The organism is Aequorivita lipolytica, from assembly GCF_007997135.1.
Taxonomy (GTDB): domain Bacteria; phylum Bacteroidota; class Bacteroidia; order Flavobacteriales; family Flavobacteriaceae; genus Aequorivita; species Aequorivita lipolytica.
In genome coordinates, this window is sequence record NZ_VORU01000007.1 from 117,767 (window position 1) to 138,184 (window position 20,418).

Genomic DNA, 20,418 nt, shown 5'->3' on the forward strand with positions numbered 1-20,418 from the left:
GTAATTTGAAATACTGCCAACTGCAACTGAATACTGCTACTTATTTTATTTTCTGAAACTTTTCTTTTAAAGCATCAATTTCCTTTTGCTGCTGAAGTGTGTAAAGCGTCAACTCCTCAATTTTTTGAAGTAAAATCAAATTCATTTCTTTTAGTGAAATTCCCTCTTTTTGCATCGCTTTAGCTGAAGGCACATTCGGTAAATGGTGGTTTTCCTTCAAAAACGCTTCCAATTCTTCCAAGGAAATTAATTTGTATTCAGGCATTGCTTCAGAAAAACCTGAGTAATAATTTTCAAACACATAATCTGGAGCCACGGCACCATCCAAATCTACCAATACTTCCTGTGTATGTATTTTACCTTTTACAGTCAAAAGTTCGTCGGGGAAACTAGTTCCGATGCCGATCTTGCCATCTTTTTCTGAAATATTTTTAAATGGATTGCGCTGCGAAGTGGCGGAAATCGAAAATAAAAAAAATCCAATAATCAATAATCTGTTCATAACAATGTGATTAGAATTTCTAATTTTTTAAAATTACATTTTTTTTTTAAGATGTTCGGGGTATGTTAAAATCTCTTTAACAATACATACTTATTTCACTTTTGTGCCGTTATATTGCTAAGAATTTTCATTAAAAATCATTCGTTAATTAAACCTTAAAAATTTACAGTATCGCCGAAAGCTACATTTAAAGTTAAATACCTTTACGCCACAAAAACTGTAAATAATGATAAAGAATTTTCTTGTCTTTTCGCTTTTTCTATTCCTCTCATTTTCATCATTCTCGCAGCAAACTGCAGCATACACAAACGACCTCGCTGAGTTCAACCAAGCGTTGGAACTCTACGATAACGGGCAATATTTAGCTGCGCAAAGTCTCTTCGACAAAATAAAAAACAGTAATACTGATGCAACAGTACAAAGCGATTGCGCCTATTACATTGCGAATGCGGCAGTTAGGTTAAACCAGCAAAATGCTGACCAGTTGATGGAAGAATTTGTGGAGAAATATCCAACGAGTTTGAAGAGGAATTCTGCATTTATAGATGTTGCCAATTATTATTTCGAAAATGGAAAATATTCCTACGCCCAAAAATGGTATGATAAAGTTGATGAGGGAAGTTTAAGCCGAAGCGAGCAGGAACGTTTCAATTTCAACAATGGGTACGCATATTTTAAAGCGAAGCGATATGATGATGCGAAAAGCTATTTCAACAAAGTTTCCACTTCACACAAATATGGCTCTCAGGCGAAATATTATTTGGGTTTTATCGCTTACGAAGGTGATGATTACGAAGAAGCCAATAAAAATTTTGAGGAAGTAAAAGGTGAGGAGCGCTACTCCGAAGATCTTAGTTATTACCAAGCCGATATGAATTTCAAGCTGGGCAATTTTCAAAAAGCCATTGATATGGGGAAGGAGCAGTTTAGCAAAAGCAATCCGCAGGAACAAAGCCAGCTTTCAAAAATTATTGGGGAAAGCTATTTTAATCTGGAAAAATATGACGAAGCCATTCCCTATCTAAAGAAATACAAAGGCACGCGCGGAAAGTGGTCCAATACCGATTATTACCAATTAGGCTACGCTTATTACAAACAAGAAAATTACGAAAATGCAATTGGCGAGTTCAACAAAATTGTTGACGGAAAGAACGCTGTTGCCCAAAACGCCTATTATCATTTGGCGGAAAGTTATTTAAAGCTCAATAAAAAGCAGGAAGCATTGAATGCTTTTAAAAATGCTTCGGAAATGGATTTCAGCGCAGAAATTCAGGAAGATGCTTATTTGAATTACGCAAAATTGAGTTATGAAATAGGGAACAGCTATAAAAGCACACCGCAGGTTTTGCTTTCGTTTATTGAAAAATACCCTAACAACACCAACAACGACGAGCTGAAAAAATTGCTGATTGATAGTTACATTACTTCAAAAAACTACAAAGAAGCATTGGATTTGTTGGAGAACAACAAAAATTTTGCTGACAAAGCAGCCTATCAAAAAGTAGCTTTTTATAGAGGAATTGAACTTTACAACGAAACAAATTACAACGAAGCGATTTCGTTTTTTGATAAAAGCATGAAAGAATCGCAAGACCCAAGTTTTGCTGCCCGCGCTACTTATTGGAAAGCTGAAAGCGATTACCAACTTTCAAATTTTGAAAAATCGTTGACTGGATATAAGAAGTTTGCACAGATGCCCGGCTCGCAAAATACTTCAGAAAATAAAAATTTGAAGTACAATTTGGCGTACAACCAATTCAAACTTAAAAATTATACCGAAGCTATTTCAAATTTCAAAAGCTACGTCAGCTCTTCGTCCGCTGAAACTGTACGAAAAAAAGATGCTTATTTGCGCTTGGGCGACAGCTATTTTGTGACCAGTCAATATTGGCCAGCAATGGAAAACTATAACGCAGCTGCTGAAATGGGCGGCGATAATGATTATGCCGATTTTCAAAAAGCCATCAGTTATGGTTTTGTGGATCGCCCCGATAAAAAAGTTGAGGAATTGATTGTTTTCATAAAACAATATCCAAAATCCGTTTATCGCGATGATGCTTTATATGAATTGGGAAATACCTACGTGGCGCAAAACAAAACCAATGAGGCAATTTCGGCATACGACCAATTGGTTCGCGACATTCCAAACAGCAGTTTCGTTTCAAAAGCATTGCTAAAAAAAGCTTTGATTTATGATAACACAGGAAAAAGCAATGAAGCTTTAGCTATTTTCAAAAGAGTGGCTAAGGATTTTCCTTCAACTCCCGAAGCTTTGCAAGCCGTTTCTTCAGCAAAAATCATTTACATAGACCAAGGAAATGTTGATGAATATGCACGTTGGGTAAAAACCTTGGATTACGTGAAAGTGGGCGATACCGAAATGGACGATGCTGCATATTTGGCCGCCGAACAACCTTATTTAGAAAACAATCAATCACAGGCGAAGGGTCGTTTTGAGGATTATTTAAGGCAATTCCCAAATGGCCAACACGCACAAAATGCACATTTCTATTTGGGCCAGATTTATTTCACCGATGGAAAAAGCGATCAAGCCATTCCACATTTTGAATATGTGGTGAATCGCGAACGAAGCGAATTTACAGAACAAGCTTTGGCGCGGGTTTCGGAATTGTATTTGGGCAAAAAGGATTACCAAAATGCTTTAAAATATTTAACGCGTTTGGAAACCGGAGCAGATTTTCCGCAGAACGTCATCTTTGCGCAGACCAACAGTATGAAGGCTTCGTATGAGTTGAAGCAATATGCCGAAGCTGTAAATTATGCAGAAAAAGTGCTTCAAAATTCAAAAATTGACAATTCAATAAAGAGTGACGCACAAGTAATTATCGCCCGTTCGGCGATAAAAACCAATAACGAGGCAAAAGCGAAAACCGCTTACGCCGAAGTACAGAAAATCGCCACCGGCCAACTTGCTGCAGAAGCGCTTTATTTCGATGCTTATTTCAAAAACAAAGAAGGAAATTTTGAAGGCTCAAACACTTCCGTGCAAAAATTGGCGAAGGATTATTCTAGCTACAAACTTTACGGTGCCAAAGGTTTGGTGCTGATGGCGAAGAATTTTTACGCTTTGAAAGACGCTTACCAAGCCACATACATTTTAGAAAGTGTAACCAAAAATTTCACCGATTATCCCGATGTGGTTGAGGAAGCAAAAGCCGAACTCGCCGTAATCAAAAACGCAGAAGCGAAAACCAATTCTTCTGTAGAAACAGGAAATTAACAAATATCCTCTGTGCTCTCTGTGCCTCTGTGGTGAAAAATTATACTACAGAGGCACAGAGGACACAGAGCAAACAAGCAACTTAAAAATAAGATAAATAATCACCTAATAATATGTCCAAGAAACGCATACTTTTATTTTCATTTATAATTGTTGTACTAAGTGGTATTTCCGCTTTTTCCCAAGAAAAAGAATTGGATACTGAAGTGGTAAACATTGTAAAACCATACACCCCCACAATTTCGGACGCCTTTAAAGTGAAGGAAACTCCAACGTTGAACGATTCCATTTCAACCACAAAAAAGGAGGTGAAGTACAGTATTTTTTCAGTTCCTGTGGCTTCCACTTTTACGCCTTCAAAAGGAAAGGCTACAACTGTTGAAAAGACAAAGCCTATAAAATTATACGATAATTACGCAACGCTGGGTTTTGGAAATTACACTTCAATTTTGGGTGAGTTCTACAGCAATTTTGAAATCAGCCGTACCGATAATGCTGGGTTTTTCTTTCGGCATAATTCTTCACAGGGCGATATAGAAGGCGTGAAATTGGATAATAAATATTACGATACAAGTCTGGATGCAAATTACACAAGTCGACAAAAAGATGCAACTTACAGACTTGACGCGGGTGTGGAGCATCAACTTTACAATTGGTATGGGGTGCCAGAGATAGTTTATATTCAGGAACCAAATGTGCAAATAGACCCACAGCAAACTTATATTAGCGGCTATGCTGGCGGGAGTATTGCGTTGGACGATTCTTTTTTTGAAAGGGCTGCAGTGAATATTCGCTATTTGGGCGATGCGTTTTCTTCTTCGGAATTTAACGCAACGTTGAAGCCAGAGTTCTCGTTCCCACTTGAAAATTTGACTTTTAAAATTGATGGCGATATTGATTATTTGAGCGGAAGTTTTGACAGGAATTATACAAACACTTCCGATATTAAATACAGTTTTTTAAACGTTGGATTGGTGCCGTCCATTAATTTTGTAAATAACGATCTCAGCGTTTCTTTGGGGGTTGCGGCATATGTGAGTTTGGATTCCGAAAACAGCGATACTGACTTTTCGTTATACCCAAGATTGAACGCTTCTTACCGTTTGCTGGATGAAACAGTAATTTTGTATGGTGGGGCAGAAGGCGGTCTTCAGCAAAACACGTATTACAATTTCAAAGAAGAAAATCCATTTGTTTCGCCTACTTTAAATGTTGCACCCACTAAAAAATTATATGAAGGTTTTGGAGGAATCAAAGGAAAATTGTCTAATTCAGTAGCCTATAACGTTAGAGCTTCTTATGGGAAAGATGAGAATAAAGCATTGTTTCAGGCCAATTTCATTAATTTGCTAGCACCAGGTCTTGAAGGGTATCAGTTCGGCAACTCTTTCAATATAGTTTATGACGACGTAAACACTTTGGCGTTTTTTGCTGAATTGAAAGTTGAGGTTTCAGATAAATTTTCTTTGGGAATAAACGGAACTTATAATAGTTACAGTACAGATTTGCAAAATGAAGCGTGGAACTTGCCAGATTTAAAGGCTTCGGTATTTTCAAATTTCAACATTACAGAAAAATTGTATGGAGGTGCCTCGTTGTTCTATGTAGGTGAAAGAAAGGACCTTCATGTAGATCCATATAATACACAGGAAGTTACACTTGATGGCTATGTGGATGCCAATTTAAGTTTTGGATATAGATTTACCGACAGGCTTTCGGCTTTTGTAAAAGGAAGCAATCTATTTGGCGATAATTATGAAAAATGGCTGAATTATCCCGTGCAGGGAATTCAGGGATTGGCTGGAGTTACTTATAAATTTGATTGGTAGATTAAAGATCTAGCACAATTTTAATGTTTTCTTTCACCTGATTCACTAAATTAGTAGGAAGAATCCCTATTTTTTTTGATTAATCTTTTGTTGTCGATGGCTCTAACTTGATCGATCAAAATATCACTTTCCCTATCTAAATCCGTTACGCCTTTTGCGATATAAACCCGTAATATTTCGGATTTTCTAAATACATGTGTAGTTAACGGGCACACGATAGTGGAAGGATGGGGGATTGCATTCAAAAAATTGGTTTGGAGAATTAGCACCGGACGGGTCTTTCCCGGTTCGGTACCAATTTGAGGGTTTAAATCTGCCAGCCATATTTCAAATTGTTTAATTTTCATTTTCGAAAATTTCAAATTCTGCCAATACTTCCATTGAGTTGCCACTAACCAATTTTGATTCTTTTTTCAACTGATTTTCAATCATTTTTCTTTTTTGAAATTTATTGTAAAATTCAAGTGCCTCGTTGATATATCGGTTTCTTGGCTTTTTAAGATTTTTTAAAATTTCTTCGGTTTCTCCAAAAATGGAATCGTCTATTTTTAATGATACTGTTTTCATCTCAAATGTTTTACTCAAAAGTATATCTTTTTGGTATATACTCTAAGAGGATTTAGTTTATTTTTCGTATAAATTACTATCATGAAAATGCTTTCTTTACTTTTACGGCCTAAATTAAAAATGATGAAAAAACTAATTTTCTTAATATTCACAATATCACTATTCTCCTGCGCGCCAGATAAATTGGCAGCCGATTTATTGATAAAAAACGCAACAATCTATACCGTTGATAAGGAGTTCAGCACAGCAAACGCACTTGTGGTAAAAGATGGAAAAATTCTGGAGATAGGCTTAAAACCTGAACTTGAATTGAAATATGATATTAAGGAAACCTATGATGCCAAAGGCAATACTGTAGTTCCGGGTTTAATTGATGCACATGCACATTTATATGGTCTTGGTTTAGGTTTACAGAATGTAGATTTAGTGGGAACCACAAGTTTCGAGGAAGTTTTAGGGCGTGTTGTCGCTTTTCAGGAAGAAAGAAATACTGAATATATAATAGGTCGCGGTTGGGATCAAAACGACTGGGATGCTAAAAGTTTTCCCACAAAAAAAGAATTGGATTCCCTTTTTCCAGATACACCTGTGGCTTTGCAAAGAATTGACGGCCACGCATATTTAGTGAATTCCAAAGCGTTGCAACTTGCCGGAATTACATCAAAAACTAAAATCCCAGGAGGCGAAGTGGTTTTAGAAAACGGCGATCCAACTGGAATTTTGATTGACAGCCCGATGGATCTTATCGATAAAACTTTCCCCGAAATCACGGATGAAGTTTCAACCGAAGCACTTTTGGAAGCAGAAAAAATCTGCCTTCAATACGGATTGACAACTGTTGATGACGCTGGTTTGAACAGAAATATTATTGAATTGATTGATACACTTCAAAAAGAAGGAAAATTCAAATTGAGGATGTACACTATGATTAGCAATAGTCGCGAAAATCGTGACTATTATTTGCAAAATGGAACTTATAAAACCGATCGATTAAACGTGCGTTCCTTTAAAGTTTATTCCGATGGCGCACTTGGCTCCCGCGGTGCTGCCATGCGCGAACCATACAGTGATATGCCCGGGCATTTTGGCGCAATGATTACCACAGCCGATAGTTTGAATTATTTAGCTGAAAAGATTGCCGCTTCGGAGTTTCAGATGAATACGCACGCCATTGGCGATTCTGCAAATATTGCAGTCTTACGCGCTTATAAAAAGGCTTTGGAAGGCAAAACGGATAGACGTTGGAGAGTAGAACATGCGCAGATTATTTCGCCACAGGATTTCAGTTATTTTGCAGACAATAACAACATTCTACCCTCAGTACAACCTACCCATGCAACAAGTGATATGTATTGGGCTGAGGATAGAGTGGGAGCGGAACGGATCAAAGGCGCTTACGCATATAAAGAGTTGCTCAACAAAGCTGGAATGGTTGCTTTGGGAACTGATTTTCCTGTGGAAAAAGTAAACCCGATGTACACTTTCTACTCCGCTGTTGCCCGAAAGGATTTAAATAATTATCCTGAAAATGGTTTTCAAATGAAGGATGTATTGACCCGTGAAGAGGCTTTACGCGGAATGACCATTTGGGCAGCTTTCGCCAATTTTGAAGAAAACGAAAAGGGAAGCATTGAGGTTGGGAAATTTGCAGATTTTACCGTTCTCGATAAAGATATAATGAAGGTTGATGAAAAAGAACTTCCGAACACAAAGGTTTTGGCAACTTTCATCAATGGCGAAATGGTTTATGAATCTGAATAAAAGCACTTTGTGACTTTGCGCCTTTGCGTGCAAAAATTTTCTCGCAAAGGCGCAAAGTCGCAAAGAAGAAATGAGATGGAAAATATTCTGAAACAACTTCCGCAGAAAGCAAAGGAAGCCGAGGCCGAAAACAAAAAGTTTTTTGCAAAGCTGAAGAAAAAGCCGCCCAAACATCTCGATAATTTGATGCAGGAATTGCACGACGAAGAATTCCGAAAAACAGATTGTTTAACTTGTGCCAATTGCTGCAAAACCACAGGCCCACTTTTTACGGATAAAGACATAGAGCGTATTTCAAAACATTTCCGGATGAAACCGCAACAGTTTATTGAAACGTATTTGCGGATAGATGAAGACAAAGATTATGTGTTGCAAAGCGTTCCCTGCACTTTTTTGGGAGCAGATAATTATTGCAGCATTTACGATGTGCGCCCAAAAGCCTGTCGCGAATTTCCACATACAGATAGAAAGAAATTTCAGCAGATTTCAAATCTTACAATGAAAAATGTTGCTGTTTGCCCAGCGGCTTATAATATTGTGGAGGAGATGAAACGACTTTTAAATAAGTAGCAGTGGGCAGTTTCAGTATGCACTACGCAGTCTGGAGAAATAGTTGCTTGATAAAAATCTGTTTCTTTAATTTTTCTGATAATAATCCCAAGTTGCTTTTGCTATATCTGCAATTATTTCTTCTCCGTCTTTAAATTTTTCTGTGGTGTTATGCACAAAAACAGATATTGCAAAATGTTGTCCGTTAGGTAATTTTACGATTCCTATATCATTTATAGCGCCTGTTAATCCTGCATCATTTGTAAATGAACTTCCCGTTCTATGGGCAACTTCTGTGTTTTTGGGTAATTTTCCCTTTATTCTATTTTGTCCAACAGAGGTTTCTAACATAGTTTTATATAGAAATTTGGTTGAACTTTTTGTCAGTATTTGCGTTTGAAAGAGTTTCTTTAAAAGATGAGTGGCATTATTTGGTGTTGTTGTATTTAAAAATTGTGCTTCCCAATTTTGGTGCATATCTTCTTCATTATTTACAATGATAAAATCTGGATTATTAATGAAACTATCGATGGTTTTTACACCACCAATAAGTCTTATCAATATATCACATATATTATTATCACTGTTTTTAACAGTCCATTGTATTGCTTCTTTTAGAGTTATTGAAATGTTACCGTCAGGGAATTTATCTCGAAAAGGACTCCATGTATTTTCAAGCAATTCACTCTTTTTGATAAATAATTTTTGATTTAAAGAAAGTTCTCCTTTGTCAACTTTATTCAAAACTGTTAATGCAATATGAAATTTGAAAACGCTTAACATTGGATAATTTTTGTTTCCATTAATACTTAGGGTATCTCCGGTTTCTAATCCAAAAAGTGAAACTCCAACAGCTGCATTTTTTGCAGCGATGATTTGCTCAATTTGATTTCGAAGTACGACTTTTTTTTGACCAAAAATTTGTAATGAGAGAAGTAAATAGAAAATTATTAAAAAGCGTTTTTTCATATAAATCTCTTTTTTTAGATGTGTATTCTTCGGTTGTTTATTAAGTTTCGGCATACTGAATACTGCAACAGAAAACTGCAACTTTTTTAAGGGTAAAGCAAATACTTCTCCCTAACCTTCTGAAAACTGTCAAGCCCATCTTTCCAAGAATCCCGAATTTTTTCAGCAGATAAACCTTGCTCAATTTGTTGTTGCAATTTCTTTGTTCCAGCAAGTTTCACAAAAAATGAATTGAAAAAATCCTTCTTTTTCCCGTTGGCGTTGTAGGCATCGATTAGCCATTCCAAATTTATTTTACTCAATCGCGGTTCTTTTCTGAGGTCTTTTCCGTGGCAAAGTTGCCCTTTGAATTTTGGGTCTTTTGAGCCTTCGTTGGATTGTGGCGTATATTCAAAAGTATATTTTGAAGCGGGCAAACTCGGTGCTCCAAAAACCTGAAATTGCATATCCGTGCCGCGGCCGGCGTTTATAAACGTTCCTTCAAAAAAGCAGAGGCTAGGGTAGAGGTTTATGGCTTGATCGTTAGGTAAATTTGGGGATGGTTTTATGGGAAGTGAATACTGTGTTTCATGAGTGTAGTTTTTCATTCCGATAATGGTAAGGTCGCATACATCTTTTTTTTGCGACCAATCTTTTTCTTTGTTATTCAGCCATCCTTCGCCATTTATCATAGCTGCGTATTCGCCAATAGTCATTCCGTGAACCACTGGAATTGGATGCATTCCCACAAAGCTTTCATTCTCAGGTTCCATTATTGGCCCGTCAATGTAATGTCCGTTGGGATTTGGACGGTCTAAAACTATGACGGGAATACCTAACTCTGCGCAGGCTTCCATAACATAATGAAGCGTGGAAATGTAGGTGTAAAAACGTGCGCCAACATCTTGTATGTCAAAAACTACTACGTCAATTCCTTTCAATTGTTCTTGGGATGGTTTTTTGTTATTTCCGTAAAGTGAGATTAAAGGAACACCCGTTTTTGAATCTACTCCATCTTTCACATGTTCACCCGCATCGGCAGTACCTCTAAAACCGTGCTCTGGAGCGAAAACCTTTTTAATAATAATATTTTTCGAAATCAAAAAATCTACAAGATGCTGGTTTTCATTTTCCAAAAAAGAAGTCTGATTCGCAACCACTCCCACATTTTTTCCTTTCAGTAGTTCAGAATAAAGTTGAAACTGCTCAGCACCAACAATAATATCTTGGTCACTTAGGGAAGTCGAAGTTCCGTCATCCGTCATTGGTCTTCCGTCCTCATTTCCCCCTTTGGGGGTTAGGGGGCTTTTCTCATTGGAACTTCCGCAGGAAAAAATGGTCAAAACAACCAATAAAACTGTATTTTTGAAAAAAGTTAAGCCCATAAAATTTCAGTGAATTTCGAATTTTTCATCGCTCGGCGCATCATTGCTTCCAAGGACTATAAAAGTAGTATTTCGGCGCCGATAATAAAAATTGCAATCACCGCAATTGCGCTCGGTATTATTATGATGCTAATCTCGATTGCAACGGGCGTTGGGCTTCAAAAAAAGATTCGCGAAAAGGTTTCTGCCTTCAATGGCGATATAATCATTACGAATTTCGACACCAACTTTTCCAATGATTCCCAAAATCCTATTTCAAAAGATCAGGATTTTTACCCCACTTTTAAAAATATTGATGGAATAAAACACGTGCAAGTTACCGCTTCCAAAGGCGGCGTAATCCGTACCGAGACCGATTTTGAAGGTGTGGTGGTAAAAGGCGTGGGCAATGATTACGATTGGGAATATTTCAAGGATTATTTGGTGGAAGGAAAATTGCCCGATTTTAAAGGTGATTTAAACGAAGACATCTTAATTTCAGAATATTTGGCAAATAGGCTTCATCTGAAACTTGGTGATAAAGTGACCACTTTTTTTCTGAACGACGAAGTTTCAAAAACGCCACGCAGCCGCGGTTTCAACATTGTGGGAATATATAATAGCGGTTTTCAGCAATTTGACGAGCAATTTATAATAACCGACATTCGCCATATTCAGCGATTGAACAAATGGGAAGATGATCAAATTGGTGCTTTCGAGGTTTTTGTTAATGATTTTGACCAAATTGTTCCCATCGGAAACGAAGTTTACAACGAAACAAGCAGTACACTGGACACGCAGACCATCCGCCAAAAATATGCCTCCATTTTTGAATGGCTCGACCTTTTTGACTTCAATATAATAATGATTATCGGGATTATGATTTTGGTCGCTGGCATCAATATGATAACTGCACTTTTGGTTTTGATTTTGGAACGCACCCAAATGATTGGTATTTTGAAAGCTTTGGGAAGTAGCGATTGGAGCGTGCGCAAAGTTTTTTTATACAATGCAATGTACTTGATAGGCGTCGGTCTTTTCTGGGGAAATGTTATTGGAATTGGACTGCTTTTGGTTCAGAAATACGGTAAGGTTTTCAAATTGAATCCAGATACTTATTACGTGAATGAAGCTCCTGTTTATTTGAATTGGGAGTATATTTTAATCTTGAATGGCGGAACTTTTCTACTCTGCCTTTTAATGCTTTTGATTCCTTCTTTTATTATTTCAAAAATTTCTCCTGTTAAAGCAATTCGGTTTGAGTAACCTTGCGAGGCACAAAGCAATTTCAAACCTTGATAGCCTTTTAAAAAAAGAAACTATTATCTGAAAAATTTAACAAATATATTTCCTACAATTCGTTTTTTTTTTAATTTGCAATGTATTAGTAGATATAGGTGCGCACCTTTTTTACAATACAAAAATTGATTATTTAACCTACAAATTTTTGTATAATGAAAAATTTTTTACGATTAAAAAAAATGTTTTTAGTAATTAGTGTTTTACTGTTCAGTAACTTAGCTAATTCATCTACACACCCAAGTAATATTCTTGAATTCAATACAATTTCCAATTCAGAGAATAGCGATATAACTCCCGGTTGTGGTACTTTTACTATTGGTGTGAATGTTGGAATATTTTATATAGAAACACAAGTGGAAGTTTGTTGTCACATTTTTACTCCTATGCCCCTTTGTTCTTATGCACAGAATGGGGTAAACCGCAATCCTGAGGATTTGACAATTCATGTTGATTTATCAAATTTAGATATCGGTAATACTGATATGGGGGAAACTGCTCCAAATAATTATATTGATGTTGTATCCAGTACCGTTGAGGTATTTAATGGGCATAATCTTAGAATTAAATCAAAAAGATATTACATCAATGGAGATAACACTGTTAATTTTGAATACGAAGAAATTTAATAATTATGAATATTAAGACCAAAAGAATATTTGCATTAATAATTGATTTAATAGTAATTGGTTTTATATATAGCTTTGGGACTAATTTTATAAATTTAAATGTAGAATTAGGGTCCAAAGAAATCTTTAACCTAAATATTTTGTATGGTTATAGTTTTTTAATTGTCGTCTATTGGATTTATTTTTTTCTCTTTGATGTCTTTAATAAAGGTATAACTTTTGGTAAAATGTTAACCAAGATTAGAGTTATTTCAAATGTTGAAAAGAATTCAAACTACAATAAATTTTTAAGAACTTTCTTGAAAGTTTTAAGTTTAATGATTTTTCCGATTGCAGGATTCTTATTTGTATTAAACGGTTTCACAATTCATGATAAGGCAATAAATACTGAAACAATTATTTATCAATAAATTTGAAGATGTTATATGCTTTAAAATTCCTTTCGGTTCTTCGATAGCGAGTCAACGGTAAGTTTTAAGTATCGCTGCAAAAATTATTAACCAGACCCCAAAGGTTTTGAAACCTTTGGGGTCTTTTCATTATCAATAATTCTGAATCCGTAATTCTGAATTCTGAATTCAGAATGTTACCTTTGCACCTCTAAAATTTATTATGGAATACGCAGAAAACATCTTAGGAACTATCGGGAACACACCAATGGTGAAAATCAACAAAATAATTGGGGACATTCCCGCTTTGGTGCTTGCCAAATATGAAACTTTCAATCCCGGCAATTCGGTTAAAGACCGAATGGCCTTAACAATGATTGAAGACGCAGAAGCCGACGGAAGATTAAAACCCGGCGGAACAATCATTGAAGGAACTTCCGGAAATACCGGGATGGGTTTGGCACTTGCCGCAATCGTAAAAGGCTACAAAATGGTCTGCGTAATCAGCGACAAACAGAGCAAAGAAAAGATTGATATTCTGAAAGCTGTGGGAAGCAAAGTTATAGTTTGCCCAACAAACGTAGCTCCCGATGATCCCCGAAGTTATTATTCCACATCAAAACGTTTGGCAGAGGAAACGCCCAACAGTTGGTACGTAAATCAATACGACAACCCAAGCAACACTAAAGCGCATTACGAAAGTACGGGCCCAGAAATCTGGAAACAGACCGACGGAAAAGTAACGCATTTTGTCGTTGGTGTTGGTACTGGTGGCACCATCAGTGGCGTTGGAAAATATTTAAAAGAACAAAACCCGAACATAAAGATTTGGGGAATTGATACCTACGGAAGTGTTTTCAAAAAATATCATGAGACTGGAATTTTTGACGAAAACGAAATCTATCCCTATATAACCGAAGGGATTGGTGAAGATATTCTTCCGAAGAATGTTAACTTTAGTGTAATTGACGGTTTCACCAAAGTGACCGATAAAGACGCAGCAATTTACACCCAAAAGCTTGCGAAAATGGAAGGTTTTTTCCTTGGAAATTCAGCCGGAGCAGCGATAAAAGGATTACTTCAACTAAAAGATAAATTTACAAAAGACGATGTGGTAGTTGTTCTTTTTCACGACCACGGCAGTCGCTATGTAGGTAAAATGTATAATGACGAATGGATGCGCGAACGCGGTTTTGTTGAGGATGAAGCCAAAAATGCTTCAGATTTGATAAAAGAGCATGAAGACAAGCCATTAATAACCGTAAAAACAGAAGAACTGGTTGGTCACGCCATAGAGCGGATGAAGAAATACAACATTTCGCAGATTCCTGTGGAAGATACAACAGGTTTTGTGGGGGCTTTGGACGAAACAGATTTACTTCGCAAATATCTGGAAAACAAAAACGTGGCTGATCTTCCCATCAAAGATGTAATGCACAAACCGTTTCCTATTGTGAAAAAACACACCACTATTGAAGAAATATCAAAATTGATTCACAAAGAAAACAATGCTGTTTTAGTAGATTTAGGTGAAGGTAAATTCAATATAATTACAAAGCACGATATAATTAGTGCACTGTAGTTTTTTGCCGCGAATTCGCGAATATTTTATAAATGCATTTGTAAATTTGCGACAAAATTTTCATAAAAATTTTCCGTATTTTTAACCTAATATGAAAAACGAAGCCCAAAAACTTTTCCGTTTCCTACGCACTAAACCCGTGCCGGCAAATACAAATGAAATATTGGCGTTGGAGCGGACTAAATTGGCCAACGAGCGCACGCTGCTTTCATACATTCGCTCCTCACTCTATTTATTATTGGGAGGAATTGGAATTCTGCAACTAAAAGACTTCGAGAGAATAAAATGGCTTGGCTATGTAGCATTGGTAGTATGTGTCATTTTTTTGGCAATAGGTATTTTTAGATATGTTCTACTGTCTCGAAGACTTTACAAATGGAACCGCATTCTTTATGTGGATACCATTTCGGAAAAAGTTGAAAAACAGGCTGATAAGCAAGAAAAATTGGAGAAGCAAGAGACGGAAGCATAGTATTTTTTCTTATATTTATCACGCATTTAATACTCCCCACTAAACTATTTTTCAAATGAAAGAAGATTTTCTGCACTATGTGTGGAAATTTCAGAAGTTTGATGTGGGCGAATTTTACACTTCAACTAATGAAAATCTACACATACAAAAGCAAGGGAGCCATAACTTAAACTCGGGCCCCGATTTTTTTAATGCACAGATTGACCTGGACGGTCAACTTTGGGCGGGTAATGTCGAGATTCATCTAAAATCCTCAGACTGGTATGCGCATGGTCACGAAACCGATGCGGCTTATGACAATGTTATACTGCACGTAGTTTGGGAGCACGACGCCGAAATTTATAGAAAGGATGGCACTGCGATACCCACTTTTGTCATAAAGGAGCATATTCCAAAAACTACTGTGGCACAATACCAGAAATTATTTTCCCAAGAAAAAAAGTGGATTAAATGCGAAAGTGATTTTGCAGACGTAGATGATTTTAGTATTGAAAATTGGCTGGAACGACTATATTTTGAAAGGCTTCAAAAAAAGGAAACATTTTTTTTAATGGAATTGAAAGATTCACAAAACCATTGGGAGAGCTTGCTTTTCAGAATGCTTTGCAAAAATTTTGGACTAAAAGTTAATGGAGATTCCTTCTTTAGTATTGCAAAATCCATCGATTTTTCAGTAGTGAAAAAATGTTGTCAGGAAAGACAGGATTTAGAAGCACTGCTAATGGGTCAGGCCGGATTGTTGGAAGGCGAAACGGAAGATTGGTATTTTAAAACGCTGAAATTAAAATACGAATATTTGAAGCATAAATTTCAGTTACAGAATGAAAATGTAATTGTTCCAAAGTTTTTCAGACTACGGCCTCCCAACTTTCCCACGGTGCGTTTAGCACAGTTTGCAATGCTTTATTTTCAGCGTAACAACTTGTTTTCACAGGTAATCGATATAAAAAGCGTAAGCGGTTTTCATGAACTTTTCAACGTATATGGCAGTGAATACTGGAGTACGCATTACAACTTTGGCATTGGTTCTTTGGAGCGCAAAAAGCGCGTTACCAAAAGTTTTGTAGATCTTTTGATTATCAATACCGTTATTCCGCTGAAGTTTTGTTACGCCACACAGCACGGCCGCGATGTTTCCGAAGAAATACTGAAACTGGCCTCCGAAGTTTCTTCCGAAGAAAATACGATTGTGAAGAAATTCAATTCTTTAAAAAATATTTCAAAAAACGCATATCAGAGTCAAGCGTTACTTCAACTAAAAAGTGAGTACTGCGATAAGAATAAATGTTTGCAATGTGCAATAGGCAATATAATAATTGGCTCTGAGGGTACAGCGAGTATGAGGAAATTAATTTGACCTTTATCTTTTTTTGCGATTTACATATTTAGAACGAAAAAGCGTATTTTGCAACTATGTTACAAACCATATATTCCTTAAGACACTATCTCGAAAAACGCGGTTTTTACGTGTCTTCGCGCTTAGCAGATAGGTTGGGTATGCGGGCCAAGAGCGTTCGTCTTTTTTTTATTTACGTCTCTTTTGCTACATTGGGTGCTGGTTTTGCCATTTACCTTACTTTAGCCTTTGTTTTACGACTCAAGGATTTGGTAAATACCAAACGAACCTCAGTTTTTGATTTATGAAGCAATTCTTCAGCTCTAAAATAGCAGTTGCCATTCTGCTCTTGATCTTGGTTTTTACGGCGGGAGTTGTTGGTTTCCATTTTTTTTCAGAATACAGTTGGATAGATGCTTTTTATATGACGGTTATTACAGTAACCACGGTGGGTTATGGCGAAGTAATGCCGCTAAGCCCGAATGAAAAACTTTTTGTCTCGCTTCTCATCATTTCCAGTATCTTTATCGTTGGTTACGCCATTTCAGTAATCACAGAATATATATTGAGCAAAAACATAGGTATTTTAAGACAGAAAAAAGTGCAGAAAAAATTGAAATCCATGCATAACCACGTAGTTGTTTGCGGCTTTGGCAGAAATGGAAAACAAGCGGCCCAGAAACTTTTGGCGTACAATCGTCCCTTTGTTATTATTGAAAAAGACGAGGAAATAATTGATCGTTTTTCCGACGACGATTATTTATTCATCTTGGGAAACGCCATTGAAGACGAAATTTTGCTGAAAGCTGGGATAAAAAGAGCTTCTACCTTAATCTGTGCTACGCCAAATGACGCTGATAATTTATTCATAGTCCTTTCAGCGCGGCAAATGAATAAAGACCTTAAAATAATAAGTCGCGCCAGTGAGGAAACCAGTTATAAAAAATTAAAACTTGGCGGAGCCGACAATGTTATAATGCCAGATAAAATAGGAGGTGACCACATGGCCTCACTTGTAGTTGTGCCGGATCTTGTAGAATTTTTGGATAACTTGACCGTTTCTGGGCAGCAGGACAGTATAAATGTAGAGCAAATACCTTTTGAAAAAATGTGTCCCCACGGCAGGGAACAGGCAATAAGAGATTTAGATGTTCGTAAAAAAACGGGCTGTTCCATCATCGGGTATCGCTCCCCTTCGGGTGAATATATTGTAAATCCGGAACCATCTTTGGTACTTCAGAAAAACTCAAAATTGATATTGATTGGGCGGCCTGAACAAATAGAAAGCCTTAAAAGAGAATACGGGGTTTAGCAAAACGTTAACAAATTTCATGGCATTTTTTTGAAATTGTTATTTTTTTTAAGCATCTTGCTCTGTTTTATTTCACAAGACATTTCATTTTAAAAATCCATTATGAAGAAACAGCTGCTTTCGCTAATTACATTTCTAATTCCAATTATCACTTTTGCGCAGGATACCACTGCATCCGAACAGGTTGATATAATTTTTAAAAAATATACAGGATGGTTTGTAGACTTGATATTCTATGAAATTCCTTTCTCCGAGAATTTCCAAATACCGTGGGTTTTAATAATCCTTATTGGAGGAGCAGTTTATTTCACAATATATTTTAGACTTATAAATTTTACAGGTTTCGGAACTGCCATTCGTGTTGTGAGAGGTAAATATGAAGATATTGAAAAGCACGGCGCCGACACACTTTATGGTGATGTAACCCCAAATGAGCAGGAAAACCTAATTGAAACCATTCGCGATGACAGTGCAGAAGGCGAGGTTTCACACTTTCAAGCCCTAACTGCGGCACTCTCGGCTACAGTAGGTTTAGGAAATATAGCTGGAGTTGCCGTGGCGCTTTCCATTGGTGGACCCGGTGCTACTTTCTGGATGATAGTTGCAGGTTTGTTGGGAATGGCATCCAAATTTGCCGAATGTACCCTTGGTGTAAAATACCGAGACGTGGGTCCAGACGGCACTGTTTATGGTGGACCCATGTATTATCTTAAAAAAGGTTTAGCCCAAAAAGGAATGGGCGGTTTAGGTAAAGTGCTCGCGGTTATTTTCGCAATATTTGTAATTGGGGGCTCTTTTGGCGGCGGCAATATGTTCCAAGCAAACCAAGCTGCAGCTCAATTTGTACAACTTTTTGAACTGCAGGGTACCAGCGCAGCAACTTGGTTTGGTATTGTTATGGCAATAATAGTAGCCTTTGTTATCATTGGAGGCATAAAACGTATTGCAAAGGTTACTGAAAAGATTGTTCCCTTTATGGCGGGAATCTATGTGCTGGCAGCCCTTATTATCTTGGTTGCAAATTATAATCATATTGGTGACGCTTTTGCTCTTATTTACGAAGGTGCTTTCTCAGGTCTTGGAATTGCAGGTGGTTTAGTAGGTGTAATGATTCAAGGTATTCGCCGTGGCGCATTCTCTAACGAAGCTGGAGTTGGTTCTGCAGCTATTGCCCACTCGGCAGTACGCACAAAGTATCCTGCTTCCGAAGGTATCGTGGCGCTTTTGGAGCCTTTTATTGATACCGTGGTTATTTGTACTATGACTGCTTTGGTAATTGTAATAACCAATTTCGACAATAATATTATTCAATACGGTGTAGAGGTGAAAGAAGGAGTTGAACTAACTGCAACCGCTTTTGATAGTGTAATTCCACACTTCTCAATTGTACTTACTGTAGCTGTGATTCTATTTGCTTTTTCAACCATGATTTCTTGGTCTTACTATGGAATGCAAGGTTGGATTTACCTATTTGGAAGAGGAAAAGTTACCGAGCTTATTTATAAACTGTTATTTTGTATCTTTATATGGGTTGGATCGGTAATTAGTCTTGGTTCTGTTATCAACTTCTCCGATGCAATGATTTTTGCAATGGTGGTTCCAAACATCATCGGTGTTGTATTATTAACGCCAGTTGTAAAAAAAGAACTGAACCGCTACATGAAAGCAATTAAAACCAAACACGATGCAATTGATGACGGTTTTGAAGATTTGCAGAAGCATATGTAAAAATTAAATTATATGGAATTAAAATCCCACTTCACGTTCAGCAAACAACAACGGAGTGGGATTTTACTTTTGTTGCTGCTCATCATTTCATTAATGTGCGTTTACTGGTTTGTAGATTTTTCTGAAGAAGATACTTTCGATACCTCTTCGGCAGAAATTGTTTCGCTTCAAAAGGAAATGGATTCACTCCGTTTAGTTGAAATTGAAAATAAAAAACCGAAGAAATACCCTTTCAATCCCAATTTCATTACAGATTATAAAGGCTACGTTTTAGGAATGAGTAATGAAGAAATTGACCGATTACTTCAGTATAGAAAAGAAGATAAATGGATCAATTCCACAGCAGATTTTAAAAAGGTAACAGGCGTTTCAGATTCGTTGCTGAACGAATTAAGTCCTTTTTTCAAATTTCCAGATTGGGTAACAAATCCGAAACCAAAATCAGATTTCAAAAATTATAAAAGCGAAAGTGGCTTTAATGAAAAACCATTCGCCCAAAAAACAGATCTCAACAAAGCTACCGAAGAACAATTACAACAAATAAGCGGCATTGGCGAAGCACTCAGCAAAAGAATAATTTCATATCGAGAGAAAGTAAATGGTTTTAGCAACGACAATGAACTTAATGCAGTTTATGGTCTAAACCCCGAAGTTGTGCAACGAACACTAAATGTTTTTACCGTAAAAATACCGAAAGAAATAATAAAAATAAATGTGAACAAGGCTTCAGCGTCTGATATTGCTACCATTCCAAGCATCACTTTTGAAATGGCAAAGAAAATTTGGGAATACCGAAGGCTACGAGAAAAAGTAAGCAGCATCCAGGAACTGGAAAAAATTGAAGGAATGACGGAAAGAAAGTTACAGCTAATTCAGTTATATTTGTCCGTTGATTAAATTTTATAAACCG

19 protein-coding genes are annotated in these 20,418 nt (G+C 36.8%); 14 read left to right on the plus strand and 5 right to left on the minus strand.

All coding sequences use genetic code 11. The features are described 5' to 3' along the window. Window positions 1-40 precede the first annotated feature (40 nt). Window positions 41-502, minus strand: coding sequence for a tail fiber protein (locus ESV24_RS09705; RefSeq protein WP_111816336.1), 462 nt, complete (start codon window positions 500-502; stop codon window positions 41-43). A gap of 226 nt (window positions 503-728) precedes the next feature. Between ESV24_RS09705 and ESV24_RS09710 the strand changes: the two genes are divergently transcribed. Together ESV24_RS09710 and ESV24_RS09715 are read left to right on the plus strand one after the other, a co-directional pair. Then, window positions 729-3,743, plus strand: a complete 3,015-nt coding sequence (locus ESV24_RS09710; protein ID WP_111816335.1) for a tetratricopeptide repeat protein — start codon at window positions 729-731, stop codon at window positions 3,741-3,743. A 113-nt stretch (window positions 3,744-3,856) separates the two neighbouring features. After that, window positions 3,857-5,572: a porin family protein gene (locus ESV24_RS09715; RefSeq protein ID WP_111816334.1), complete on the plus strand. Its 1,716-nt coding sequence runs from the start codon at window positions 3,857-3,859 to the stop codon at window positions 5,570-5,572. Between the two features lie 50 nt (window positions 5,573-5,622). Here ESV24_RS09715 and ESV24_RS09720 read toward each other — a convergent pair whose 3' ends face one another. Together ESV24_RS09720 and ESV24_RS09725 are read right to left on the minus strand one after the other, a co-directional pair. Beyond that, window positions 5,623-5,919 carry a type II toxin-antitoxin system PemK/MazF family toxin gene (locus ESV24_RS09720; protein WP_200829530.1) on the minus strand — a complete coding sequence of 99 codons (297 nt, stop codon included), beginning with the start codon at window positions 5,917-5,919 and terminating at the stop codon, window positions 5,623-5,625. Beyond that, entirely contained in the window at window positions 5,909-6,139 is a 231-nt protein-coding gene (locus ESV24_RS09725; RefSeq protein WP_111816333.1) for a ribbon-helix-helix domain-containing protein, read from the minus strand. Before ESV24_RS09725 ends, ESV24_RS09720 begins: the two co-directional genes overlap by 11 nt. A gap of 123 nt (window positions 6,140-6,262) precedes the next feature. On the opposite strand from ESV24_RS09725, the gene ESV24_RS09730 reads away from it, so the two are divergent. Together ESV24_RS09730 and ESV24_RS09735 are read left to right on the plus strand one after the other, a co-directional pair. Further along, window positions 6,263-7,900, plus strand: coding sequence for an amidohydrolase (locus tag ESV24_RS09730; protein WP_111816427.1), 1,638 nt, complete (start codon window positions 6,263-6,265; stop codon window positions 7,898-7,900). A gap of 75 nt (window positions 7,901-7,975) precedes the next feature. Beyond that, window positions 7,976-8,470, plus strand: a complete 495-nt coding sequence (locus tag ESV24_RS09735; protein ID WP_111816426.1) for a YkgJ family cysteine cluster protein — start codon at window positions 7,976-7,978, stop codon at window positions 8,468-8,470. A 66-nt stretch (window positions 8,471-8,536) separates the two neighbouring features. Here ESV24_RS09735 and bla read toward each other — a convergent pair whose 3' ends face one another. Together bla and ESV24_RS09745 are read right to left on the minus strand one after the other, a co-directional pair. Continuing rightward, window positions 8,537-9,418, minus strand: coding sequence for a class A beta-lactamase, subclass A2 (gene bla, locus ESV24_RS09740; RefSeq protein ID WP_111816425.1), 882 nt, complete (start codon window positions 9,416-9,418; stop codon window positions 8,537-8,539). Between the two features lie 86 nt (window positions 9,419-9,504). Further along, entirely contained in the window at window positions 9,505-10,782 is a 1,278-nt protein-coding gene (locus ESV24_RS09745; RefSeq protein WP_111816332.1) for an exo-beta-N-acetylmuramidase NamZ family protein, read from the minus strand. A 9-nt stretch (window positions 10,783-10,791) separates the two neighbouring features. Between ESV24_RS09745 and ESV24_RS09750 the strand changes: the two genes are divergently transcribed. The 10 genes from ESV24_RS09750 to ESV24_RS09795 all read left to right on the plus strand — a co-directional run bounded on the left by ESV24_RS09750 (window position 10,792) and on the right by ESV24_RS09795 (window position 20,405). Continuing rightward, window positions 10,792-12,027: an ABC transporter permease gene (locus tag ESV24_RS09750; RefSeq protein WP_111816331.1), complete on the plus strand. Its 1,236-nt coding sequence runs from the start codon at window positions 10,792-10,794 to the stop codon at window positions 12,025-12,027. Window positions 12,028-12,215: 188 nt separating this feature from the next. Continuing rightward, a complete protein-coding gene (locus tag ESV24_RS09755; RefSeq protein WP_111816330.1) occupies window positions 12,216-12,689 on the plus strand; it encodes a hypothetical protein in 474 nt (157 codons plus the stop codon). Window positions 12,690-12,694: 5 nt separating this feature from the next. Beyond that, window positions 12,695-13,099, plus strand: coding sequence for an RDD family protein (locus ESV24_RS09760; protein WP_111816329.1), 405 nt, complete (start codon window positions 12,695-12,697; stop codon window positions 13,097-13,099). A 202-nt stretch (window positions 13,100-13,301) separates the two neighbouring features. Next, on the plus strand, window positions 13,302-14,660 hold the full coding sequence (locus tag ESV24_RS09765) for a pyridoxal-phosphate dependent enzyme (RefSeq protein WP_111816328.1): 1,359 nt from the start codon (window positions 13,302-13,304) through the stop codon (window positions 14,658-14,660). A 91-nt stretch (window positions 14,661-14,751) separates the two neighbouring features. Further along, the gene (locus ESV24_RS09770; protein WP_111816327.1) at window positions 14,752-15,132 is read left to right on the plus strand and encodes a DUF202 domain-containing protein; all 381 of its coding nucleotides are present in this window, start codon (window positions 14,752-14,754) and stop codon (window positions 15,130-15,132) included. 55 nt (window positions 15,133-15,187) lie between these two features. Further along, window positions 15,188-16,489 carry a DUF2851 family protein gene (locus ESV24_RS09775; protein WP_111816326.1) on the plus strand — a complete coding sequence of 434 codons (1,302 nt, stop codon included), beginning with the start codon at window positions 15,188-15,190 and terminating at the stop codon, window positions 16,487-16,489. A 56-nt stretch (window positions 16,490-16,545) separates the two neighbouring features. Next, entirely contained in the window at window positions 16,546-16,776 is a 231-nt protein-coding gene (locus ESV24_RS09780; RefSeq protein ID WP_111816325.1) for a PspC domain-containing protein, read from the plus strand. Beyond that, the gene (locus tag ESV24_RS09785; protein ID WP_111816324.1) at window positions 16,773-17,780 is read left to right on the plus strand and encodes a potassium channel family protein; all 1,008 of its coding nucleotides are present in this window, start codon (window positions 16,773-16,775) and stop codon (window positions 17,778-17,780) included. Before ESV24_RS09780 ends, ESV24_RS09785 begins: the two co-directional genes overlap by 4 nt. Before the next feature lie 102 nt (window positions 17,781-17,882). Then, window positions 17,883-19,508: an alanine/glycine:cation symporter family protein gene (locus ESV24_RS09790; protein WP_111816323.1), complete on the plus strand. Its 1,626-nt coding sequence runs from the start codon at window positions 17,883-17,885 to the stop codon at window positions 19,506-19,508. 12 nt (window positions 19,509-19,520) lie between these two features. Further along, window positions 19,521-20,405, plus strand: coding sequence for a ComEA family DNA-binding protein (locus ESV24_RS09795; protein ID WP_111816322.1), 885 nt, complete (start codon window positions 19,521-19,523; stop codon window positions 20,403-20,405). The last annotated feature ends 13 nt before the right edge of the window (window positions 20,406-20,418 follow it).

What these genes read in the sequence shown, in the direction of transcription:
- ESV24_RS09705 (WP_111816336.1), bottom strand. Translation starts at nt 502, where the DNA reads ATGAACAGATTATTGATTATTGGATTTTTTTTATTTTCGATTTCCGCC.
- bla (WP_111816425.1), bottom strand. Translation starts at nt 9,418, where the DNA reads ATGAAAAAACGCTTTTTAATAATTTTCTATTTACTTCTCTCATTACAA.
- ESV24_RS09795 (WP_111816322.1), top strand. Translation starts at nt 19,521, where the DNA reads ATGGAATTAAAATCCCACTTCACGTTCAGCAAACAACAACGGAGTGGG.
- ESV24_RS09775 (WP_111816326.1), top strand. Translation starts at nt 15,188, where the DNA reads ATGAAAGAAGATTTTCTGCACTATGTGTGGAAATTTCAGAAGTTTGAT.
- ESV24_RS09720 (WP_200829530.1), bottom strand. Translation starts at nt 5,919, where the DNA reads ATGAAAATTAAACAATTTGAAATATGGCTGGCAGATTTAAACCCTCAA.
- ESV24_RS09790 (WP_111816323.1), top strand. Translation starts at nt 17,883, where the DNA reads ATGAAGAAACAGCTGCTTTCGCTAATTACATTTCTAATTCCAATTATC.
- ESV24_RS09765 (WP_111816328.1), top strand. Translation starts at nt 13,302, where the DNA reads ATGGAATACGCAGAAAACATCTTAGGAACTATCGGGAACACACCAATG.
- ESV24_RS09715 (WP_111816334.1), top strand. Translation starts at nt 3,857, where the DNA reads ATGTCCAAGAAACGCATACTTTTATTTTCATTTATAATTGTTGTACTA.
- ESV24_RS09780 (WP_111816325.1), top strand. Translation starts at nt 16,546, where the DNA reads ATGTTACAAACCATATATTCCTTAAGACACTATCTCGAAAAACGCGGT.
- ESV24_RS09785 (WP_111816324.1), top strand. Translation starts at nt 16,773, where the DNA reads ATGAAGCAATTCTTCAGCTCTAAAATAGCAGTTGCCATTCTGCTCTTG.
- ESV24_RS09735 (WP_111816426.1), top strand. Translation starts at nt 7,976, where the DNA reads ATGGAAAATATTCTGAAACAACTTCCGCAGAAAGCAAAGGAAGCCGAG.
- ESV24_RS09745 (WP_111816332.1), bottom strand. Translation starts at nt 10,782, where the DNA reads ATGGGCTTAACTTTTTTCAAAAATACAGTTTTATTGGTTGTTTTGACC.
- ESV24_RS09760 (WP_111816329.1), top strand. Translation starts at nt 12,695, where the DNA reads ATGAATATTAAGACCAAAAGAATATTTGCATTAATAATTGATTTAATA.
- ESV24_RS09730 (WP_111816427.1), top strand. Translation starts at nt 6,263, where the DNA reads ATGAAAAAACTAATTTTCTTAATATTCACAATATCACTATTCTCCTGC.
- ESV24_RS09770 (WP_111816327.1), top strand. Translation starts at nt 14,752, where the DNA reads ATGAAAAACGAAGCCCAAAAACTTTTCCGTTTCCTACGCACTAAACCC.
- ESV24_RS09755 (WP_111816330.1), top strand. Translation starts at nt 12,216, where the DNA reads ATGAAAAATTTTTTACGATTAAAAAAAATGTTTTTAGTAATTAGTGTT.
- ESV24_RS09725 (WP_111816333.1), bottom strand. Translation starts at nt 6,139, where the DNA reads ATGAAAACAGTATCATTAAAAATAGACGATTCCATTTTTGGAGAAACC.
- ESV24_RS09710 (WP_111816335.1), top strand. Translation starts at nt 729, where the DNA reads ATGATAAAGAATTTTCTTGTCTTTTCGCTTTTTCTATTCCTCTCATTT.